Below are 16924 nucleotides of genomic sequence, written 5' to 3' on the forward strand. Positions count from 1 at the left end.
TATCAACAGTAATCATGGTGTATTTCCTCAGTTTTTAACAGATAAGCTGAAGTTTTACTGCCGCGTTTTTATCAGAAAAGGCTGATATTTCTGAAATAATAAGAATCCGATAGTTATAAATATGCGGAAATAATACGCAGTCGCCCTGTGTTGAACATTATTTGTGCAATATAAAATTTTGATACTCAAGAGTTTATAGTCGTATTTATCCTTGGTCGATACCCATCACTTTCCCATCATTCTGAATTGGCATAAATTATTCGACAAAGGTTGTCGCGACCAGATAATCTCTCAGGGAACAGTTCTTAAAACAAACACTCATATAGATAGGGTCACACTAATGATCCCACAGATTTCTCAGGCACCCGGTGTTGTTCAGTTGGTGCTGGATTTTTTGGATGCTTTGAAGCAAAACGGATTCACCGGCGATACTGCCACTCACTATGCTGACCGCCTGACCATGGCGACGGATAACAGCATTTATCAACTGTTGCCCGATGCTGTGGTCTTTCCGCGATCGACGGCAGATGTGGCATTGATTGGTCGTCTGGCCGGGCAGGATAATTTTAAAACCCTCGTCTTTACGCCACGCGGTGGCGGGACGGGGACCAATGGTCAGGCACTGAATACCGGTATTGTGGTGGACATGTCGCGCCATATGAATCGCATCTTGGACATTAACCCGGAACAAGGTTGGGTGCGGGTTGAGGCAGGGGTGATTAAAGACCAGCTTAATGAATACTTGCGGCCATTTGGCTATTTCTTCTCACCGGAATTATCAACCAGTAACCGCGCCACATTGGGTGGCATGATCAACACTGATGCCTCCGGTCAGGGTTCGTTGGTCTATGGCAAAACCTCCGACCATGTTCTGGGGCTGCGTGCCATTTTACTCGGCGGTGAGATGTTAGATACCCGCGCGATGCCGACGGCACTGGCGGAAACGATTGCGCAGGAGGATTCCGTCATTGGCCGAATCTACCAGACGGTACTGAATCGTTGTCGTGACCAACGGGTGTTGATCCTGGAGAAATTCCCTCAATTAAACCGTTTCCTCACCGGCTATGATTTGCGCCATGTTTTCAGTGATGATTTGCAAACTTTTGACCTCACGCGGATTTTAACCGGGGCCGAAGGGACTTTGGCGTTTATCACCGAAGCCACGCTGGATATCACGCCATTGCCTAAAGTTCGCCGTTTGGTGAATGTGAAGTATGACTCTTTTAATTCAGCACTGCGCAATGCCCCTTTTATGGTGAACGCTAAAGCGCTGTCCGTCGAAACGGTAGACTCAAAAGTCCTCAATCTGGCGAAAGAAGATATTGTTTGGCACTCGGTCAAAGAACTTATCACTGATGTCCCTGATAAAGAGATGCTGGGGCTGAATATTGTTGAGTTCGCGGGTGACGATAAAGCGCTGATCGATAGCCAAATGGAGGCACTTTGCCAACGTTTGGACGATTTGATGTCTAGCCAAGAGGGTGGGGTTATTGGTTATCAGATTTGCAGCGAATTAGCCGGTATTGAGCGTATTTATGGTATGCGCAAAAAAGCGGTGGGTTTGCTCGGTAACAGTAAGGGGCAGGCCAAGCCGATCCCCTTTGCCGAAGATACCTGTGTGCCGCCGCAACATTTAGCCGATTATATTGTTGAGTTCCGCCAACTGCTGGATAGCCATAATCTGGCTTATGGTATGTTTGGTCATGTGGATGCTGGTGTGCTGCATGTGCGCCCGGCGCTGGACATGTGCGACCCTCAGCAAGAGATGCTGATGAAGCAGATTTCTGACCAAGTGGTGCAGCTGACGGCGCGCTATGGTGGGTTGTTGTGGGGCGAGCATGGTAAAGGCTTCCGTGCCGAGTACAGTCCGGAATTCTTCGGTGAGGTGCTGTACAGTGAACTGCGCCGCATTAAATCCGCGTTCGATCCAGATAATCGTCTGAATCCAGGGAAAATTTGTTCGCCATTGGGCAGTGATGCTCCGATGATGAAAGTGGATACCTCGGATAAGCGCGGGACACTGGACCGACGCATTCCTTTGGCGGTCAGAACCTCATTCCGTGGTGCAATGGAATGTAATGGCAACGGTTTATGCTTTAATTTTGATGCTCGCAGCCCAATGTGCCCGTCAATGAAGATAACCGGCGACCGAATTCATTCACCGAAAGGCCGGGCAACGTTGGTGCGCGAGTGGCTACGGCTACTGTCCGACCAGGGTGTTGATCCTGTCGCGTTGGAAAAAGGGCTGGCTACTCAGCGCCCAAGTCTGCGTGGTTTGATTGAAAAGACCCGCAATACCTGGGCTGCTCGTCAAGGCGATTATGATTTCTCGCACGAAGTTAAAGAGGCGATGTCTGGCTGTCTGGCATGCAAAGCTTGCTCGACACAGTGCCCGATAAAGATTGATGTGCCGAGCTTCCGCTCCCGTTTCCTACAGCTATACCACACCCGTTATCATCGGCCACTGCGCGATTATGTGGTTGCTGGGGTTGAAAGTTATGCACCGCTAATGGCTAAGACGCCCAAACTGTTTAACTTCTTCCTGAAACAGCCTTGGGTCAGTGAGTTAAGCCGTAAAAGCATTGGTATGGTGGATTTACCCCTACTTTCCAGCCCCACACTAAAGCAGTCTCTGTCGGGTCATTATGCTAGCACCATGACACTGGAACAGTTGGAAAAACTGTCGGAAGCGGAGCGACGCCAACATGTGTTAGTCGTGCAAGACCCGTTCACTAGTTACTATGATGCTCAGGTGGTCGCCGACTTTGTCCGGCTGGTGGAAAAGCTGGGCTTTAATCCAGTATTACTACCATTCTCGCCGAATGGTAAAGCTCAGCATATCAAAGGGTTCCTGCAACAATTTGCGAAAACCGCGCGTAAAACAGCGGATTTCCTGAATCGCATCGCGCAATTGGGTATGCCAATGGTGGGTGTTGACCCGGCACTGGTGCTTTGTTATCGCGATGAATATAAAGAGATTCTGGGTGATAGCCGTGGCGACTTCAATGTGCAATTGGTCCATGAGTGGTTACAGGTAGCGCTGGCAGAACAGCCGGAGCATCCGGATCAACAGATGAGTGGCGAGTCCTGGTATCTATTTGGCCATTGCACGGAAAGCACGGCGTTGCCAGCCAGTAGTCAGCATTGGGCATCGATATTCTCCCGTTTCGGTGCCAAACTGGAAAATGTCAGTGTGGGATGCTGCGGTATGGCCGGGACCTATGGCCATGAAGCAAAAAACATCGATAATTCATTGGGTATCTATGCACTATCCTGGCAGCAAGCATTGCAAAAACTGCCGGGGAAACGTTGCTTAGCCACCGGTTATTCTTGCCGTAGCCAAGTAAAGCGTGTTGAAGGAAGTGGCTTACGACATCCATTACAGGCTTTGCTTGAGCTGGTTTAACGTGTGATTTCAAGTGAGTGAGAGCAGCTAACATCGCTGCAATTTCAAGAACGAAGGCTAAAGGGGAGACAGAATGCTCTGGAAACGCACCGCGACACTAGAACAGCTAAATCAGCAAAGTCAAAACTGCATGGTAGGACATTTGGGTATTGAGTTTACCCGATTCTCGGATGATGAACTCGAAGCCACTATGCCGGTCGACCATCGGACAACACAGCCTTTTGGTTTGCTGCATGGTGGGGCGTCGGTGGTGCTGGCTGAGTCGTTGGGTTCAATGGCTGGCTATCTGTGTACTGTTGAGGGACAACAAGTGGTGGGGCTGGAAATTAATGCTAACCATCTTAAGGCAGTCAGATCTGGCAAAGTCCGTGGTTGTTGCCGAGCGATTCATGTTGGCCGCAGCCATCAGGTTTGGCAGATTGAAATTTATGACGAGCAGAATAACCTGTGTTGTACTTCTCGCTTAACCACTGCGGTATTAACTCGTTAATAAGAAATAACCCTACACTATACAAGTTATTATCATGCTCAGGGTGATGTGCTAGCCTTGAGCAACTCAACTTCCTACCACTCCTTTTTCTCTCCATTGACTGACAATATTGTTTATCTGATAAATGCGGCGAATCTCTACGATAGGTTTCCCCTGCCGAGGTTTTCAGCTAAAGTTAATGGATAAATAGGTATTTTTTATGAATGTTTAAAAAACTCGGAGACTGATTGCTATTAGCCTCTGAGATAGCAAGGGATTCGAGTATCACTGTAGAAATTATTGTTTTATTTCATAGTGATGAAAGTGTATTTATTCCTCTTGACCTCTTCGGCCATCGCAGCATGCTCTCTTCGTTGCCGCCTCATTCGGGGTTTAAACGACACTTTTCTTAATATCCCTGCAAAACAAACGGTTGAAGTGATAATTATTATCACTACCATTGTGAGCAATCTGTGTTGATTTATCAATTATCAGCGAGAAAAGGTAGGCATATGCAACAGGAATCAGTCGGGACATTCTCACTCGACGATAATGTCTGGCAAGGCGTTACGATAACCGACAGCGCGGCTGCGCAAATTACACGGCTCATGGAGCAGGACCCGGAAATACAAGGGTTACAGCTTGGGGTTAAGCAATCCGGTTGTGCCGGGTTTGCCTATGTCTTGGATATGGCGAAAGAACCCGCCAGTGATGCTCTGGTTTTTGAGCATGGCAGGGCCAGACTTTACGTCCCCCTCAAGGCGATGCCATTTATCGATGGCACCGAGGTGGATTACGTCCGTGAAGGGCTCAATCAAATTTTCAAATTTAATAACCCTAAAGCTCAGCATTCCTGCGGATGTGGCGAGAGTTTTGGCGTTTGAGCGATGTAAACGAAATGACACGAAGCAATGTAGAAGTTCCAGATGATGTGCAGGCTTGGGTCAGCGACGGTCGCTACAAAGAAGGATTCTTTACTCAGCTTGCTACTGATGAGTTGGCGAAAGGCATCAATGAAGATGTCATTCGCGCCATTTCCGCGAAACGCAATGAGCCTGAGTGGATGTTGGAGTTTCGCCTTGGAGCTTATCGAAGTTGGCTGCAAATGGAAGAACCGCACTGGCTGAAAGCACACTATAAGAGCCTGGATTATCAGGATTATAGCTATTACTCTGCGCCATCCTGCGGCAGTTGTGATGATAACTGTGATTCACAGCCCGGTGCGGTGCAACAGTCGTCAGCCGATAGCACCACCTCTCAGGATATGTCGCAGCACAATATCAACGAGTACCTCACCGCTGAGGTCGAGTCCGCTTTTGCCCAATTAGGTGTTCCGGTACGTGAAGGGGCAGAAGTGGCGGTAGACGCGATTTTTGACTCAGTTTCTGTTGCAACCACCTATCGCGGGAAGCTGGCTGAACAGGGCATTATTTTCTGTTCATTTGGTGAAGCTATTCAGGAATATCCGGATCTGGTACGTAAATATCTGGGGTCGGTGGTGCCAGCAAAAGATAACTTTTTTGCTGCACTCAATGCGGCGGTTGCCTCTGACGGTACCTTTGTTTATGTGCCCAAAGGTGTGCGCTGTCCGATGGAGCTATCGACTTACTTTCGCATTAATGCCGCGAAGACCGGCCAGTTTGAGCGCACTATTCTGATTGCTGACGAAGACAGCTACGTCAGCTATATAGAAGGGTGCTCGGCACCGGTGCGTGATAGCTATCAGCTGCATGCGGCGGTGGTTGAGGTCATTTTGCATAAAAATGCAGAAGTAAAATACTCAACCGTGCAGAACTGGTTTGCTGGAGCTGACAGCACCGGCGGTATTCTCAACTTTGTCACCAAGCGCGCCTTGTGTGAAGGTGCGGGTTCGAAAATGTCCTGGACTCAATCTGAAACGGGCTCAGCCATTACCTGGAAATACCCCAGTGTGATCTTGCAAGGGGATAATTCAATTGGCGAGTTCTTCTCGGTAGCGCTGACCAATGGTCATCAACAGGCAGATACCGGCACCAAAATGATCCATATCGGCAAAAACACCAAATCAACCATTATTGCCAAAGGGATCTCTGCCGGTCATAGCCAAAATACCTATCGTGGTTTGGTGAAAATTCTACCCGGTGCAGATAATGCCCGTAATTTCACCCAATGCGACTCAATGCTAATTGGCCCAGATTCCGGCGCGCACACTTTCCCGTATGTGGAAGTGCGTAATAGCTCAGCGCAATTGGAGCATGAAGCAACTACCTCAAAAATTGGCGATGACCAACTGTTTTATTGCTTGCAGCGCGGTATTAGTGAAGATGATGCCATCTCAATGATTGTTAATGGCTTCTGTAAGGATGTGTTCTCCGAGTTGCCGCTTGAGTTTGCTGTCGAAGCACAGAAATTGCTGGCAATCAGCCTGGAACACAGTGTCGGTTAAGTGTTCGCTGCATAAGTAAAGTTTTGCGCTCAGGCGCACCAAGGAAACCTATGTTAAGCATCAAGAATTTGAAAGTCAGTGTCGAAGGTAACGAAATCCTTAAAGGGTTAGATCTGGAGATCAAACCCGGTGAAGTGCATGCCATCATGGGGCCGAATGGCTCAGGGAAAAGTACCTTGTCAGCGGCGTTGGCTGGGCGTGAAGAGTATGAAGTCACCGAGGGCAGTGTGACGTTCAAAGGCAAAGATTTACTCGAGTTGGACCCAGAAGATCGCGCTGGCGAAGGGGTGTTTCTGGCTTTCCAATATCCGGTGGAAATTCCTGGGGTGAGTAACCATTTCTTCCTGCAAACGGCGGTTAATGCCGTGCGTAAATATCGTCAACAGGAGCCTTTGGATCGCTTTGATTTTGCCGACTTTATTGAAGAGAAAATAGAGTTACTCAAAATGCCCGCCGATCTACTAACCCGGTCGGTTAACGTAGGTTTCTCGGGCGGTGAAAAGAAACGCAATGATATCTTGCAGATGGCGGCACTGGAACCTTCTTTATGTATCCTGGATGAAACAGACTCAGGTCTGGATATCGATGCACTTAAGATCGTTGCAAACGGTGTTAACTCGCTGCGTGATGAAAACCGCGCATTTATTATTGTGACTCACTATCAGCGCATCCTTGATTATGTCAAACCTGACTTTGTCCATGTGCTGTATCAGGGGAAAATCATCAAATCGGGTGATTTCACACTGGTAAAACAGTTGGAGGAGCAAGGTTATGGCTGGCTTACCGACCAACAGTAAAATGCAGGAACCGCAAAATATCCTGGAGCAACAGCGTATTGATGCATTAAAGCATTTCGGCCTACTGTTTAAGCAGCGCCAAAGTGGTTATTCCACAGCGGCGACCGCACATTGGCAACAGGTGCTGCAATTAGGCTTCCCCAGTGCTAAGCATGAAGACTGGAAATACACGCCGCTAGAGCGTTTATTGGCTCATAATTTTGATTTTGCCTGCGCCCCGGCGGTGACACCCGCCCAGCGCGATGCCCTGTCATTGGTGCAAGATGCTCATCGTCTCGTCTTCGTAGATGGGCGGTATTCTCCTGAATTAAGTGACAGTGAGTGTGGTCCGTATCAACTGACCTCAATGACAGAAAATACACAGTTTCCAGCAGCTATCCAGCCGGAGGTCTTTTTACATTTGACCGAAAGTTTGGCTCAAGAGGGTTTGCACATTCGTCTGCCTGCAGGGAAACAGAGTGATAAACCGCTTTATCTACTGCATATCAGTTCAGGTAATGATTCCGATGTGGTGAATACCAGCCACTATCGTCATCATTTAACGATTGAGGTTGCAGCGCAGGCCGAAGTGATTGAGCATTTTGTCAGCCTCAATGAGCAGCCGCATTTTACCGGTGCGCGGCTGACCATAGCTGTTGGTGATAATGCTGAATTGAGCCATTGCAAACTGGCGTTTGAAACAACTCAAAGTTACCATTTTGCACATAATGACTTAGTGCTAGAGCGCGATGCGCGAGCACGGAGTTATAGCTTCCTGCTTGGTGCCGGGTTAACCCGCCATAACACCAGTGCTCAGTTGAATGGCGAGGGCGCAACACTTGCCATTAACAGTCTGTTGTTACCCATAGGGCGTGAAATTTGCGATACCCGCACTTATCTGGAACATAACAAAGGCTACTGCGAAAGCCGCCAATTGCACAAAACCATCGTCCGTGAGCGGGGCAAAGCCATCTTTAATGGCATGATTAAAGTGGCTCAGCACGCACTGAAAACTGACGGCCAGATGACTAATAATAATTTGTTGCTGAGCAAGTTGGCGGAAGTGGATACCAAGCCACAGTTGGAAATCTATGCTGATGATGTGAAATGCAGCCATGGGGCCACGGTTGGGCGGATTGATGCAGAACAGCTATTTTACCTGCAATCACGCGGTATCAATCATGCTGATGCACAACAAATGATTATTTTTGCCTTTGCGGCTGAATTAACCGAAGCCATTCATGACGAAACTATTCGCAAAATAGTCTTGGCGCGTATTGCTGAGCGCCTGGCCGAGGCATCACTATGAGTATTCCTGTTGAATCATTTCCTATTGAGCAAGTAAGAGCTGATTTCCCACTGCTTAGCCGTCAGGTTAATGGGCAGCCTTTGGTGTATCTGGATAGCGCTGCTAGTGCGCAGAAGCCACAGATAGTCATTGATAGAGAACTTAATTTCTATCGTGAGGGTTATGCGGCAGTTCATCGGGGTATTCACACCCTGAGCGCACAAGCAACGGAACAGATGGAAGCGGTACGTAGCCAGGTTGCCGACTTTATTAATGCCGCATCTGCTGAAGAAATTGTCTTTGTTAAAGGTACCACGGAGGCCATCAATCTGGTGGCTAACAGCTATGGTCGCCATTGTCTGAAAGCGGGCGATAGCATTATCATTACCGAAATGGAGCATCATGCCAATATTGTGCCTTGGCAGATGCTGGCAACCGATCTCGGTGTTGAAATTCGGGTATGGCCGTTGACAGAAAGTGGGGAGTTGGCGCTAAGTGCATTGGCGGATTTGATTGATAATACCACCCGACTGCTGGCGGTCACCCAGGTTTCCAATGTGCTGGGAACGGTTAACCCCATCAAAGAGATCGTCGCGCAGGCCAAAGCGGCTGGCTTGGTGGTGCTGGTGGATGGTGCACAAGCTATCATGCATCAGAGCGTCGATGTGCAGGATTTGGACTGTGATTTCTATGTCTTCTCCGGCCACAAGCTGTATGGGCCGTCGGGTATTGGCATCTTGTATGGCAAGAGTGCGCTGTTACAGCAAATGCCACCTTGGGAAGGCGGCGGTTCGATGATCAAAACGGTCAGTCTGACTCAAGGCACCACTTTTGCCGATGCACCGTGGCGCTTTGAAGCCGGCTCCCCCAATACCGCAGGAATTATGGGGCTTGGTGCGGCTATTGGCTATGTGAATCAGTTGGGGCTTGCACATATCCAGCACTATGAGCAATCACTCATGCAGTATGCATTGGAGCAGTTGGGTAAAGTTCGGAGCCTGAAAATCTACGGACCGGCAAAACGGGCTGGGGTGATTGCCTTCAATCTTGGGTCGCATCATGCTTATGATGTCGGGAGCTTCCTCGATCAATACGGTATTGCTATTCGTACCGGCCACCATTGTGCTATGCCGCTGATGGCATTCTATCAGGTGCCCAGTATGTGCCGTGCATCACTGGCACTCTATAATACCCCTGAGGAAGTCGATAGGTTGGTCAGTGGGCTACAACGCATCGAAAAATTGCTGGGCTAAGCGCAGACAGTCCGCGACAGTGCCCCCTAAAGCCGACTATCATTTTAAACAGTCGGCTTTTATTTTGGCGTTTATTCAGTAATAGGAAGCATGTTATGGCAGGTTTGCCAGATAAAGATAAATTGATTCGTAACTTTTCCCGTTGCTTAAATTGGGAAGAGAAATACCTGTATGTGATCGAACTGGGTGCACAGTTGCCGCCGCTAACTGAGCAACAGCGCCAGCCAGAGAATGTTATTTCTGGTTGCCAAAGCCAGGTCTGGATCGCTATGACTCTTTCAACTGACGGGCAGGTGATTTTTGCCGGGGACAGTGATGCCGCTATTGTCAAAGGTTTGGTCGCGGTGGTCTTTATTCTCTATCAGGGTTTGACTCCGCAACAGATCGTGAGCCTGGATGTTCGGCCATTTTTCGCAGATTTAGCCCTCAGTCAGCACCTGACGCCTTCGCGCTCCCAAGGGCTTGAAGCCATGATCCGCGCTATTCGTGCTAAAGCAGCGGCGCTAAACGCCGGCTGATCCACGCCAACATTTTGTGCTTTATTCACTAGTGATGGGGCCATTTTGCGCCAGGAGTCACAGTATTAAAATGGTGAAATTTCAGCAGGTTAAATCGACCTCCCTGCTGGAATAAGCATAATAAATTACTTTGTAACACCTTGATTTTTAGAGATATAAATTGCCTTTATAATAATGGCTGTTACTATATGGTGGCCTTATTATTGGCTGCTAAAATTAACGTAGATAGCCGTGTAAACCGAATTTTAAGAAGTGATGTAGGAACTAAGCATGAAACGTGCATTAACTTTGATTGGTATGTTATTCGCAACTTGTATGGCGGGAAGTCTCACCGCTGCCAATGCGACCGAGTATCCTCTACCGCCAGCCAATAGCCGTCTGATTGGTGAAAATACTACTTATATCGTTCCAAATGATGGTCGTCCACTTGAGGCTATTGCTGCCGATTACAAAATCGGTTTGTTGGGGATGCTGGAAGCAAACCCAGGTGCTGATCCATATCTGCCATTACCGGGTTCAGTACTAACGATCCCGACCCAGATGTTGCTGCCAGATACTCCACGTGAAGGTATCGTCATCAACCTGGCGGAACTGCGTCTTTATTATTACCCTAAAGGCCAGAACAAAGTGATTGTGTACCCAATCGGTATCGGCCAGTTAGGGCGTAATACCCCAACTATGACAACGTCTGTCAGCCAGAAGATCCCGAACCCAACCTGGACCCCAACGGCGAACATCCGTAAGCACTACCTGGCGGAGGGCGTCACCTTGCCAGCAGTGGTTCCTGCGGGGCCGGAAAACCCTATGGGTCTGTTTGCCATGCGTTTGGCTGCGGGCGGTGGTGAGTACCTGATTCATGGTACTAACGCCAACTTTGGTATCGGCATGCGTGTTAGCTCGGGTTGTATTCGTTTACGCCCAGATGATATTGAAGCGCTGTTCAAATCAGTACCAAAAGGTACTCGCGTGCAGATTATCAATGAGCCGGTTAAATATTCTGTAGAGCCTGATGGCAAACGTTATGTGGAAGTTCATCAGCCGTTGTCTCGTGTAGACAGTGATGACCCACAAACGATGCCAATTGCTATCAGCAGCAGCTTGCAGAAGTTTATCAACGACAGCCAGACTGATGCCCAAGTGGTTCAGGATGCGATTGTGCGCCGTGCTGGCATGCCGGTTATCGTAACTGTGGGTGAGACTGCCCCTGTGCAAGCTCCGGCTGCTGTAGAGCCTCAGAACGAGCCTCAGGCACAACCGCAGGACGCAGAGCAACAACCGAGTGAAGAAGCGACTCCTAAGCTGGTTCAACCAGGCCCGGTTTACTCCGCTGCCAATTAAGTCTTAGCCGCACCTTTGCCATGGCAGCCAGATGTTTGCCATGGCAAAGTTTATCGTGCCACCGTATTCTTTATGGCCCCACGTTCACCTAAATGCGCCAGCCAACGCTAATTAACCGTCAGGGAGCCATCTGGCTACCTTTTCGCCAATCACAGTTCACTCCCTCCCTCGCTCTAGGTAGCAGCAATCGCTGGCCACTGGCGCATAAAGATATCCACCAGCCCGGAAAGTTCGTCGTAGGTTGCACCATTACGCGCTTGCACTGACATGCCCTGAATGACGTTAACGATGTACTTGCCTAATAAAGCACAATTCGTGTTGTCCGGAAGTTCTCCTTTGTCGACACGACATGCGAGGCATTCAATCACCTTTCTTTCGGCAGAATTTCGCTGTTGGCTAAGTTGATGGAATAAGACGTCATCTGCGGCAGACATACCAAAGGTTGCTGCTACCATAAAACAGCCGGGAGGCATCTCGGCGTCAGTGAACCATTCAACGCTCGTACGCAGCAGTTGTTCAATCACCTGCTGCAATGGCAGTTCGTCCTGATCGAGGATCGCATCTCTGGCTTGGCCATAAGTTGCCAGATATTTTTCTACCGCCGCACAAAATAACCCCTCTTTGCTGCCGAACTCCGCGTACAGCGAAGAGGGTTTGACTCCCGTGCCTGCAATCAATTCAGACATCGATGTAGGCTCATAGCCAAAGCGCCAAAATAGGTTCATGGCCTTTTCCAATACGTTATCGCGATCAAATTTTTTTGGTCTGCCACGCACGCTCATCTCTTTTAGATTTTTACTCATATCCACGGCTCTTGAACCCTTTATGTAACGATCATTATAAAACCTCATTTTGAGAGTAAACGCTATTTTAAATTAAAATAATGATCATTACAAAAAAACATTGCACAAGCCTAACTCTTCACGTAGGGTTTAAATAACAAACGTTTCAAAAATTGAAAGGTAACGCATCTTACTGTTTTAACGATTAAAAGGATATTTTACATGAAAAAAACCACTGTAAACCTAGCCATTGCCGCCAGCCTGTTCTCAGCATCGGCTTTGGCGGCACAGCCGCAACTGCAAAATATGCATTGCGCGGGTAGCGTAGCGGTTTCAGCGATGACAACGCTGAGCGAGGTTGAAAAGGGCATTGCGGAACAAGCCAAAGCGAAAAACGCCAGCCATTACAGAGTTATTTCTGTCTCCGGCAATAACAAATTTCCTGTCAGCGCAGTGATTTACCGCTGATTAATTGTAACGTGAGGAGTGGAATGATGAGACTACAGACATTACTAGGTATTGATACACCAGTTATTCAAGCTTCTATGGTGTGGCTAAATTCGGCTGAACTTGCTGCTGCGGTTTCCAACGCCGGCGGCTTGGGTGTATTAGGCCCGAATGCCGGGAGAAAAAAGGTCGGTGGTGGGATCGCTAAAACGACAGAAGACTTTCGTCAGGAAATCATAAAAACCCGAACATTAACGGATAAACCTTTTGCCGTTAACTACCTGCTACCGATTGAGGGTGTCGAGATCAGTTTTCAATATGCAGAACCGTTACTGGAAGTGATCCTGCAGGAAAAAATTAATATCGTCATTACCAGCGGTAAAGACATCACCAAAGGCGAGAGGTACATTCGCAGTCTGAAAGACGCCGGTATCATCGTGATCCACCGCGAAATTTCCCCTACGGTTGAGAACTCGATACGGGCAGAAAAAATGGGGGTAGACGCGATTATCATCACTGGACATGAGGCCGGGGGCCACCTGAGCGAACACCGCATCAGTACCCTGGCCCTGCTGCCTCAGGTCACCGATGTGGTCAAGATCCCGGTGATTGCCGCAGGCGGTATCTATAATCAGAAAACAGCAAAAGCCGCCACGGCAATGGGCGCTACTGGAGTTTATGTCGGCACGCGTTTTATCACCACCTTTGAATCACCTGCCAGCCTTAACACCAAACAGGCGATCGTTAATGTTTTGTCTGAGGAACTGATCGAGATTAATACTCCGGCAGGAGATGTGCGCGTTATTGCCACCGAGAGCATTCGCGCAGGGCGAGGAGACAGTGAAATTGGCGTCATCAAAAAAGGCATGCTGGACGGCGATCACCAACACGGTGTGATCACCGTTTCCGAATCGGCGGGAGGCATTGAAAATATCAGCAGCGCAAAAGACGTGGTTTGTGAGCTTTCTTATGCTTTTAATTAACAGTAAAACGCCCAAACCATAAGGAAGGGGGCGCAAACCGTCAATCCCGATATCCCTCACGTGGATGGTGCCTAGACACTTCCAGTAGGTTGTTAATGCGTAGTAAGGTGGTTTTACCGGAGTCACTCGGCCCGATAATCACCCCCTCTAGTAATAACATTCAGGTGGGTTCCGGCTTACAACGTCAAGGAAGGTAACAGTCAGAAACGGGTTTCAGCGAAGCAAAAAAAATGGCGCACAATGTGCGCCATTTTTCATTCAGGAAGTAATATTACTTCTTGTAAGCGTGAGCTTGGTTGTCAAGACGTTGGTTAGCACGTGCTGCATCGTCTTTAGCTGCTTGAACGTCAGAACGGATTGCGTTCACGTCGTTGCTCAGTTGGTCAACTTTAGCGTTCAGAGTCTGAACGTCAGAAGACAGTTGATCGATTTTAGCATTGCTTGAACAACCAGCCAGCATAGTAGAAGCCAGAATTACCGCGCCCAGTACAAGTTTAGTACGATTCATTATTAACACCCTCTAGATTAAGTTAATCTCCATGTAGCGTTACAAGTATTACACAAAGTTTTTTCGAAAGAGAATAAATTTTTAGTATTAGAGGGGTTTATTTTGATCGTTCGCTCAAAGAAGCATCTTGTTTTAAAAAAAAGTTAAAAAAACGAGGCAAAACAGCCGGATTCTTTCAGATAAGTCTTACTGAGAAAAAAACTTTCGAGCTCTTAGGATAAAGTGGATTTTTCAGAAAGTTTATTTTGCGGTGGTTTAAAAAGAAAACGCCGCTATTGAAAGCGGCGTTTTTAATTAAAGTTCTAGCGTGCGGTTTGGATTATAAGACGTGCACGGAAGAAGTGTTGGTCGTACCACTTGGAACCAAAGCACCAGAAACCATAACGACAACGTCGCCTTTCTGTGCCAGGCCGCTAGCCAGAGCTGCTTCTTTACCGATGCGATAGAAATCATCCGTTGAAGCAATCTCGTTGACCAACTGAGTGACAACGCCTTTGGTCAGAATTAACTGGCGAGCAGTGGTTTCATTGGTCGTCAGTGCCAGAATAGTGGCAGTTGGGAAGTATTTACGTACTGACTTAGCTGATTTACCGCCGCCAGTTGCCACGACAATCACTTTGGCTTCCAGTTTTTCTGCAGTTTCTACAGCACCACGGCAAACGGCTTCAGTGATACGCATTTTGCGATTGTCATTCAGCGTTTCGATGCGGCTAGGCATGATGCGGTCTGTGCGCTCACAGATGGTCGCCATGATGGTAACAGACTCTAATGGGTACTTACCCTTAGCACTCTCACCAGACAGCATCACGGCATCGGTACCGTCCAAAATGGCGTTAGCAACGTCGCCAGCTTCTGCGCGGGTAGGGCGTGGGTTCTTGATCATGGAATCGAGCATTTGAGTTGCAGTAATAACAACTTTACGGGCGCGGTTACATTTCTCAATCATCATCTTCTGCGCGAAGATAACTTCTTCTACTGGGATCTCAACACCCAAGTCACCACGGGCAACCATGATACCGTCAGAGGCTTCCAGGATTTCGTCGAAGTTATTCAGACCTTCCTGGTTTTCAATTTTGGAGATGATTTGGATGTGCTCGCCACCATGTGCTTTCAGGTGTTCGCGGATTTCCAGCACGTCAGAACGTTTACGAATAAAGGAAGCCGCAACGAAATCTACGCCTTGCTCACAACCGAAGATCAGGTCAGCTTTATCTTTTTCAGCTAACGCTGGCAGTTGGATAGACACACCTGGCAGGTTAACGCCTTTGTTTTCGCCCAAATCACCGTTGTTCAATACTTTACATACCACAGTATTCTCAGTGACTTCAGTAACTTCCATGCCGATCAGACCATCGTCAACCAGCACAGTGTTGCCAATTTTCAGGTCAGCAGCGAAGCCAGGGTAGGTCACAGCAACGATGGTGTTGTTGCCAATAACACTTTGATCAGTGGTGAAAGTGAAAGTCTGACCTGCAACCAGCGCAGCATCTTTGCCGCCATCCAGTTTCATGGTACGGATTTCAGGACCTTTGGTGTCTAACAAGATACCGGCTTTCAGGCCAGTTTCTGCCATAACAGCACGAATATTCTTAATACGTTGACCATGTTCTTCATAGTCACCGTGGGAGAAGTTTAAACGCATAACGTTCATGCCAGCATTCAGCAGTTTCGTCAGCATTTCTTTAGATTCGGTTTTTGGACCGATAGTACAAACAATTTTAGTCTTTTTCATGACGGATTTTTTCTACAAGTTGTGATGGATAAAAAGCGAAAGTTCCGTTACGTACCGCAACGGAGTGGGATCTGATTAGTGTCTGGTGTAGCGAAACGTGACCAAGAAGCAAAACATTACTAAGAATAGATGACAGTTGCGGAAGTTGAGCGGAAAACTTTAGCACGAGGCTAAACGCATGATCGGAGTACGATGGCGTAAATGCGAGTTGTATTTTTTTAGCGTATCTACAGATCAAGATGCTGAAACCATTCAACTGAAACGACGGTTCGTATTATAGGCGGTAAGTCGCCGGAAATGAAATAGAAAACAGGAACTCATTGCCGTTTTTTATAAAAAGGGGTGATTCGTCGCGCAAACAGTGAGAATAATTCCTAGTTTGTTGCGCAACTGCTATGCGTTTTAACATTTTTTGCGAACTTTTTATCATAAATAGCGAAAGTGACAGAAGGTAAAATATAACGATGTCATAGGGAGATGATGGCATTGGGAGATTGCAGAGTGGTGCGTTCTAATGGACTCGAACCATCGACCCCCACCATGTCAAGGTGGTGCTCTAACCAACTGAGCTAAGAACGCATAGAGAATCTGAAGCAAGAATAACTGAGGATTGCAAAGTGGTGCGTCCGAATGGACTCGAACCATCGACCCCCACCATGTCAAGGTGGTGCTCTAACCAACTGAGCTACGGACGCACATCATACTCTTCACAAATCATACTGCAGATAAAGCCAAAATAATGTTGGTGCGTCCGAATGGACTCGAACCATCGACCCCCACCATGTCAAGGTGGTGCTCTAACCAACTGAGCTACGGACGCATCCTTTATTACTTGCCATCAATGCTGACAGCGGGGACGAATATTAACGAGCTGCCCGTCTGCTGGCAAGGGGAAAAACATAATATTCACCGCAAACTCACGTAATTGCTGCGCTTTTGCCCATTGCGCTGTTTTTTTCTCCATCTTTTTGCTCTGGCAGGCGCTAATTGTCAGAGGTG

15 protein-coding genes and 3 tRNA genes are annotated in these 16924 nt (G+C 47.9%); 11 read left to right on the forward strand and 7 right to left on the reverse strand.

Features of this window, described 5'->3' with window-relative positions; genetic code table 11:
- Positions 1-340 precede the first annotated feature (340 nt).
- From ydiJ to DJ58_RS20330, 9 genes are all read left to right on the forward strand, one after another.
- On the forward strand, positions 341-3406 hold the full coding sequence (gene ydiJ, locus DJ58_RS20370) for a D-2-hydroxyglutarate dehydrogenase YdiJ (RefSeq protein ID WP_004706582.1): 3066 nt from the start codon (positions 341-343) through the stop codon (positions 3404-3406).
- A 73-nt stretch (positions 3407-3479) separates the two neighbouring features.
- Positions 3480-3896, forward strand: coding sequence for a hotdog fold thioesterase (locus tag DJ58_RS20365; protein ID WP_004706583.1), 417 nt, complete (start codon positions 3480-3482; stop codon positions 3894-3896).
- 491 nt (positions 3897-4387) lie between these two features.
- Positions 4388-4759: a Fe-S cluster assembly scaffold SufA gene (gene sufA, locus DJ58_RS20360; RefSeq protein ID WP_004706584.1), complete on the forward strand. Its 372-nt coding sequence runs from the start codon at positions 4388-4390 to the stop codon at positions 4757-4759.
- 14 nt (positions 4760-4773) lie between these two features.
- The gene (sufB, locus tag DJ58_RS20355; RefSeq protein WP_032910175.1) at positions 4774-6300 is read left to right on the forward strand and encodes a Fe-S cluster assembly protein SufB; all 1527 of its coding nucleotides are present in this window, start codon (positions 4774-4776) and stop codon (positions 6298-6300) included.
- 50 nt (positions 6301-6350) lie between these two features.
- Positions 6351-7097, forward strand: a complete 747-nt coding sequence (gene sufC / locus DJ58_RS20350; RefSeq protein WP_004706586.1) for a Fe-S cluster assembly ATPase SufC — start codon at positions 6351-6353, stop codon at positions 7095-7097.
- Positions 7072-8385 (forward strand): Fe-S cluster assembly protein SufD, encoded by a 1314-nt coding sequence (gene sufD / locus DJ58_RS20345; protein ID WP_032910176.1) that lies wholly within the window; start codon positions 7072-7074, stop codon positions 8383-8385. Before sufC ends, sufD begins: the two co-directional genes overlap by 26 nt.
- Positions 8382-9617, forward strand: a complete 1236-nt coding sequence (sufS, locus tag DJ58_RS20340) for a cysteine desulfurase SufS (RefSeq protein WP_032910177.1) — start codon at positions 8382-8384, stop codon at positions 9615-9617. Before sufD ends, sufS begins: the two co-directional genes overlap by 4 nt.
- 95 nt (positions 9618-9712) lie before the next feature.
- Positions 9713-10135 carry a cysteine desulfuration protein SufE gene (sufE, locus tag DJ58_RS20335; RefSeq protein WP_004706589.1) on the forward strand — a complete coding sequence of 141 codons (423 nt, stop codon included), beginning with the start codon at positions 9713-9715 and terminating at the stop codon, positions 10133-10135.
- A gap of 270 nt (positions 10136-10405) precedes the next feature.
- Entirely contained in the window at positions 10406-11473 is a 1068-nt protein-coding gene (locus tag DJ58_RS20330) for a L,D-transpeptidase family protein (protein WP_004706590.1), read from the forward strand.
- Positions 11474-11646: 173 nt separating this feature from the next.
- Here DJ58_RS20330 and DJ58_RS20325 read toward each other — a convergent pair whose 3' ends face one another.
- The gene (locus tag DJ58_RS20325; RefSeq protein WP_161598497.1) at positions 11647-12276 is read right to left on the reverse strand and encodes a TetR/AcrR family transcriptional regulator; all 630 of its coding nucleotides are present in this window, start codon (positions 12274-12276) and stop codon (positions 11647-11649) included.
- 201 nt (positions 12277-12477) lie between these two features.
- Here DJ58_RS20325 and DJ58_RS20320 point away from each other — a divergent pair, with 201 nt between their 5' ends.
- Both DJ58_RS20320 and DJ58_RS20315 read left to right on the forward strand, forming a co-directional pair.
- Complete coding sequence (locus DJ58_RS20320; protein ID WP_004706592.1) at positions 12478-12723, forward strand: YdgH/BhsA/McbA-like domain containing protein; 246 nt, start codon at positions 12478-12480, stop codon at positions 12721-12723.
- Between the two features lie 23 nt (positions 12724-12746).
- Positions 12747-13685 carry an NAD(P)H-dependent flavin oxidoreductase gene (locus DJ58_RS20315; RefSeq protein WP_032913169.1) on the forward strand — a complete coding sequence of 313 codons (939 nt, stop codon included), beginning with the start codon at positions 12747-12749 and terminating at the stop codon, positions 13683-13685.
- A gap of 271 nt (positions 13686-13956) precedes the next feature.
- Here the strand turns inward: DJ58_RS20315 and DJ58_RS20310 are convergent, their stop codons facing one another.
- The 6 genes from DJ58_RS20310 to DJ58_RS23975 form a co-directional block, all read right to left on the reverse strand.
- Entirely contained in the window at positions 13957-14193 is a 237-nt protein-coding gene (locus tag DJ58_RS20310) for a major outer membrane lipoprotein (RefSeq protein WP_005165631.1), read from the reverse strand.
- 319 nt (positions 14194-14512) lie between these two features.
- Positions 14513-15925 (reverse strand): pyruvate kinase PykF, encoded by a 1413-nt coding sequence (gene pykF / locus DJ58_RS20305; protein ID WP_004706595.1) that lies wholly within the window; start codon positions 15923-15925, stop codon positions 14513-14515.
- A 502-nt stretch (positions 15926-16427) separates the two neighbouring features.
- Positions 16428-16504 (reverse strand) — tRNA-Val (locus DJ58_RS20300).
- A 39-nt stretch (positions 16505-16543) separates the two neighbouring features.
- Positions 16544-16620: transfer RNA gene (locus tag DJ58_RS20295), tRNA-Val, on the reverse strand.
- Positions 16621-16668: 48 nt separating this feature from the next.
- Positions 16669-16745: transfer RNA gene (locus DJ58_RS20290), tRNA-Val, on the reverse strand.
- An 18-nt stretch (positions 16746-16763) separates the two neighbouring features.
- Positions 16764-16889, reverse strand: a complete 126-nt coding sequence (locus tag DJ58_RS23975; protein ID WP_004706596.1) for a hypothetical protein — start codon at positions 16887-16889, stop codon at positions 16764-16766.
- Positions 16890-16924 lie beyond the last annotated feature (35 nt).

The sequence above is a fragment of the Yersinia frederiksenii ATCC 33641 genome (assembly GCF_000754805.1).
GTDB lineage: Bacteria > Pseudomonadota > Gammaproteobacteria > Enterobacterales > Enterobacteriaceae > Yersinia > Yersinia frederiksenii.

What these genes read in the sequence shown, in the direction of transcription:
- sufS (WP_032910177.1), top strand. Translation starts at nt 8,382, where the DNA reads ATGAGTATTCCTGTTGAATCATTTCCTATTGAGCAAGTAAGAGCTGAT.
- DJ58_RS20365 (WP_004706583.1), top strand. Translation starts at nt 3,480, where the DNA reads ATGCTCTGGAAACGCACCGCGACACTAGAACAGCTAAATCAGCAAAGT.
- DJ58_RS20330 (WP_004706590.1), top strand. Translation starts at nt 10,406, where the DNA reads ATGAAACGTGCATTAACTTTGATTGGTATGTTATTCGCAACTTGTATG.
- sufE (WP_004706589.1), top strand. Translation starts at nt 9,713, where the DNA reads ATGGCAGGTTTGCCAGATAAAGATAAATTGATTCGTAACTTTTCCCGT.
- sufA (WP_004706584.1), top strand. Translation starts at nt 4,388, where the DNA reads ATGCAACAGGAATCAGTCGGGACATTCTCACTCGACGATAATGTCTGG.
- sufC (WP_004706586.1), top strand. Translation starts at nt 6,351, where the DNA reads ATGTTAAGCATCAAGAATTTGAAAGTCAGTGTCGAAGGTAACGAAATC.
- DJ58_RS20320 (WP_004706592.1), top strand. Translation starts at nt 12,478, where the DNA reads ATGAAAAAAACCACTGTAAACCTAGCCATTGCCGCCAGCCTGTTCTCA.
- sufB (WP_032910175.1), top strand. Translation starts at nt 4,774, where the DNA reads ATGACACGAAGCAATGTAGAAGTTCCAGATGATGTGCAGGCTTGGGTC.
- DJ58_RS20310 (WP_005165631.1), bottom strand. Translation starts at nt 14,193, where the DNA reads ATGAATCGTACTAAACTTGTACTGGGCGCGGTAATTCTGGCTTCTACT.
- ydiJ (WP_004706582.1), top strand. Translation starts at nt 341, where the DNA reads ATGATCCCACAGATTTCTCAGGCACCCGGTGTTGTTCAGTTGGTGCTG.
- DJ58_RS20325 (WP_161598497.1), bottom strand. Translation starts at nt 12,276, where the DNA reads ATGAGTAAAAATCTAAAAGAGATGAGCGTGCGTGGCAGACCAAAAAAA.
- pykF (WP_004706595.1), bottom strand. Translation starts at nt 15,925, where the DNA reads ATGAAAAAGACTAAAATTGTTTGTACTATCGGTCCAAAAACCGAATCT.
- sufD (WP_032910176.1), top strand. Translation starts at nt 7,072, where the DNA reads ATGGCTGGCTTACCGACCAACAGTAAAATGCAGGAACCGCAAAATATC.
- DJ58_RS23975 (WP_004706596.1), bottom strand. Translation starts at nt 16,889, where the DNA reads ATGGAGAAAAAAACAGCGCAATGGGCAAAAGCGCAGCAATTACGTGAG.
- DJ58_RS20315 (WP_032913169.1), top strand. Translation starts at nt 12,747, where the DNA reads ATGATGAGACTACAGACATTACTAGGTATTGATACACCAGTTATTCAA.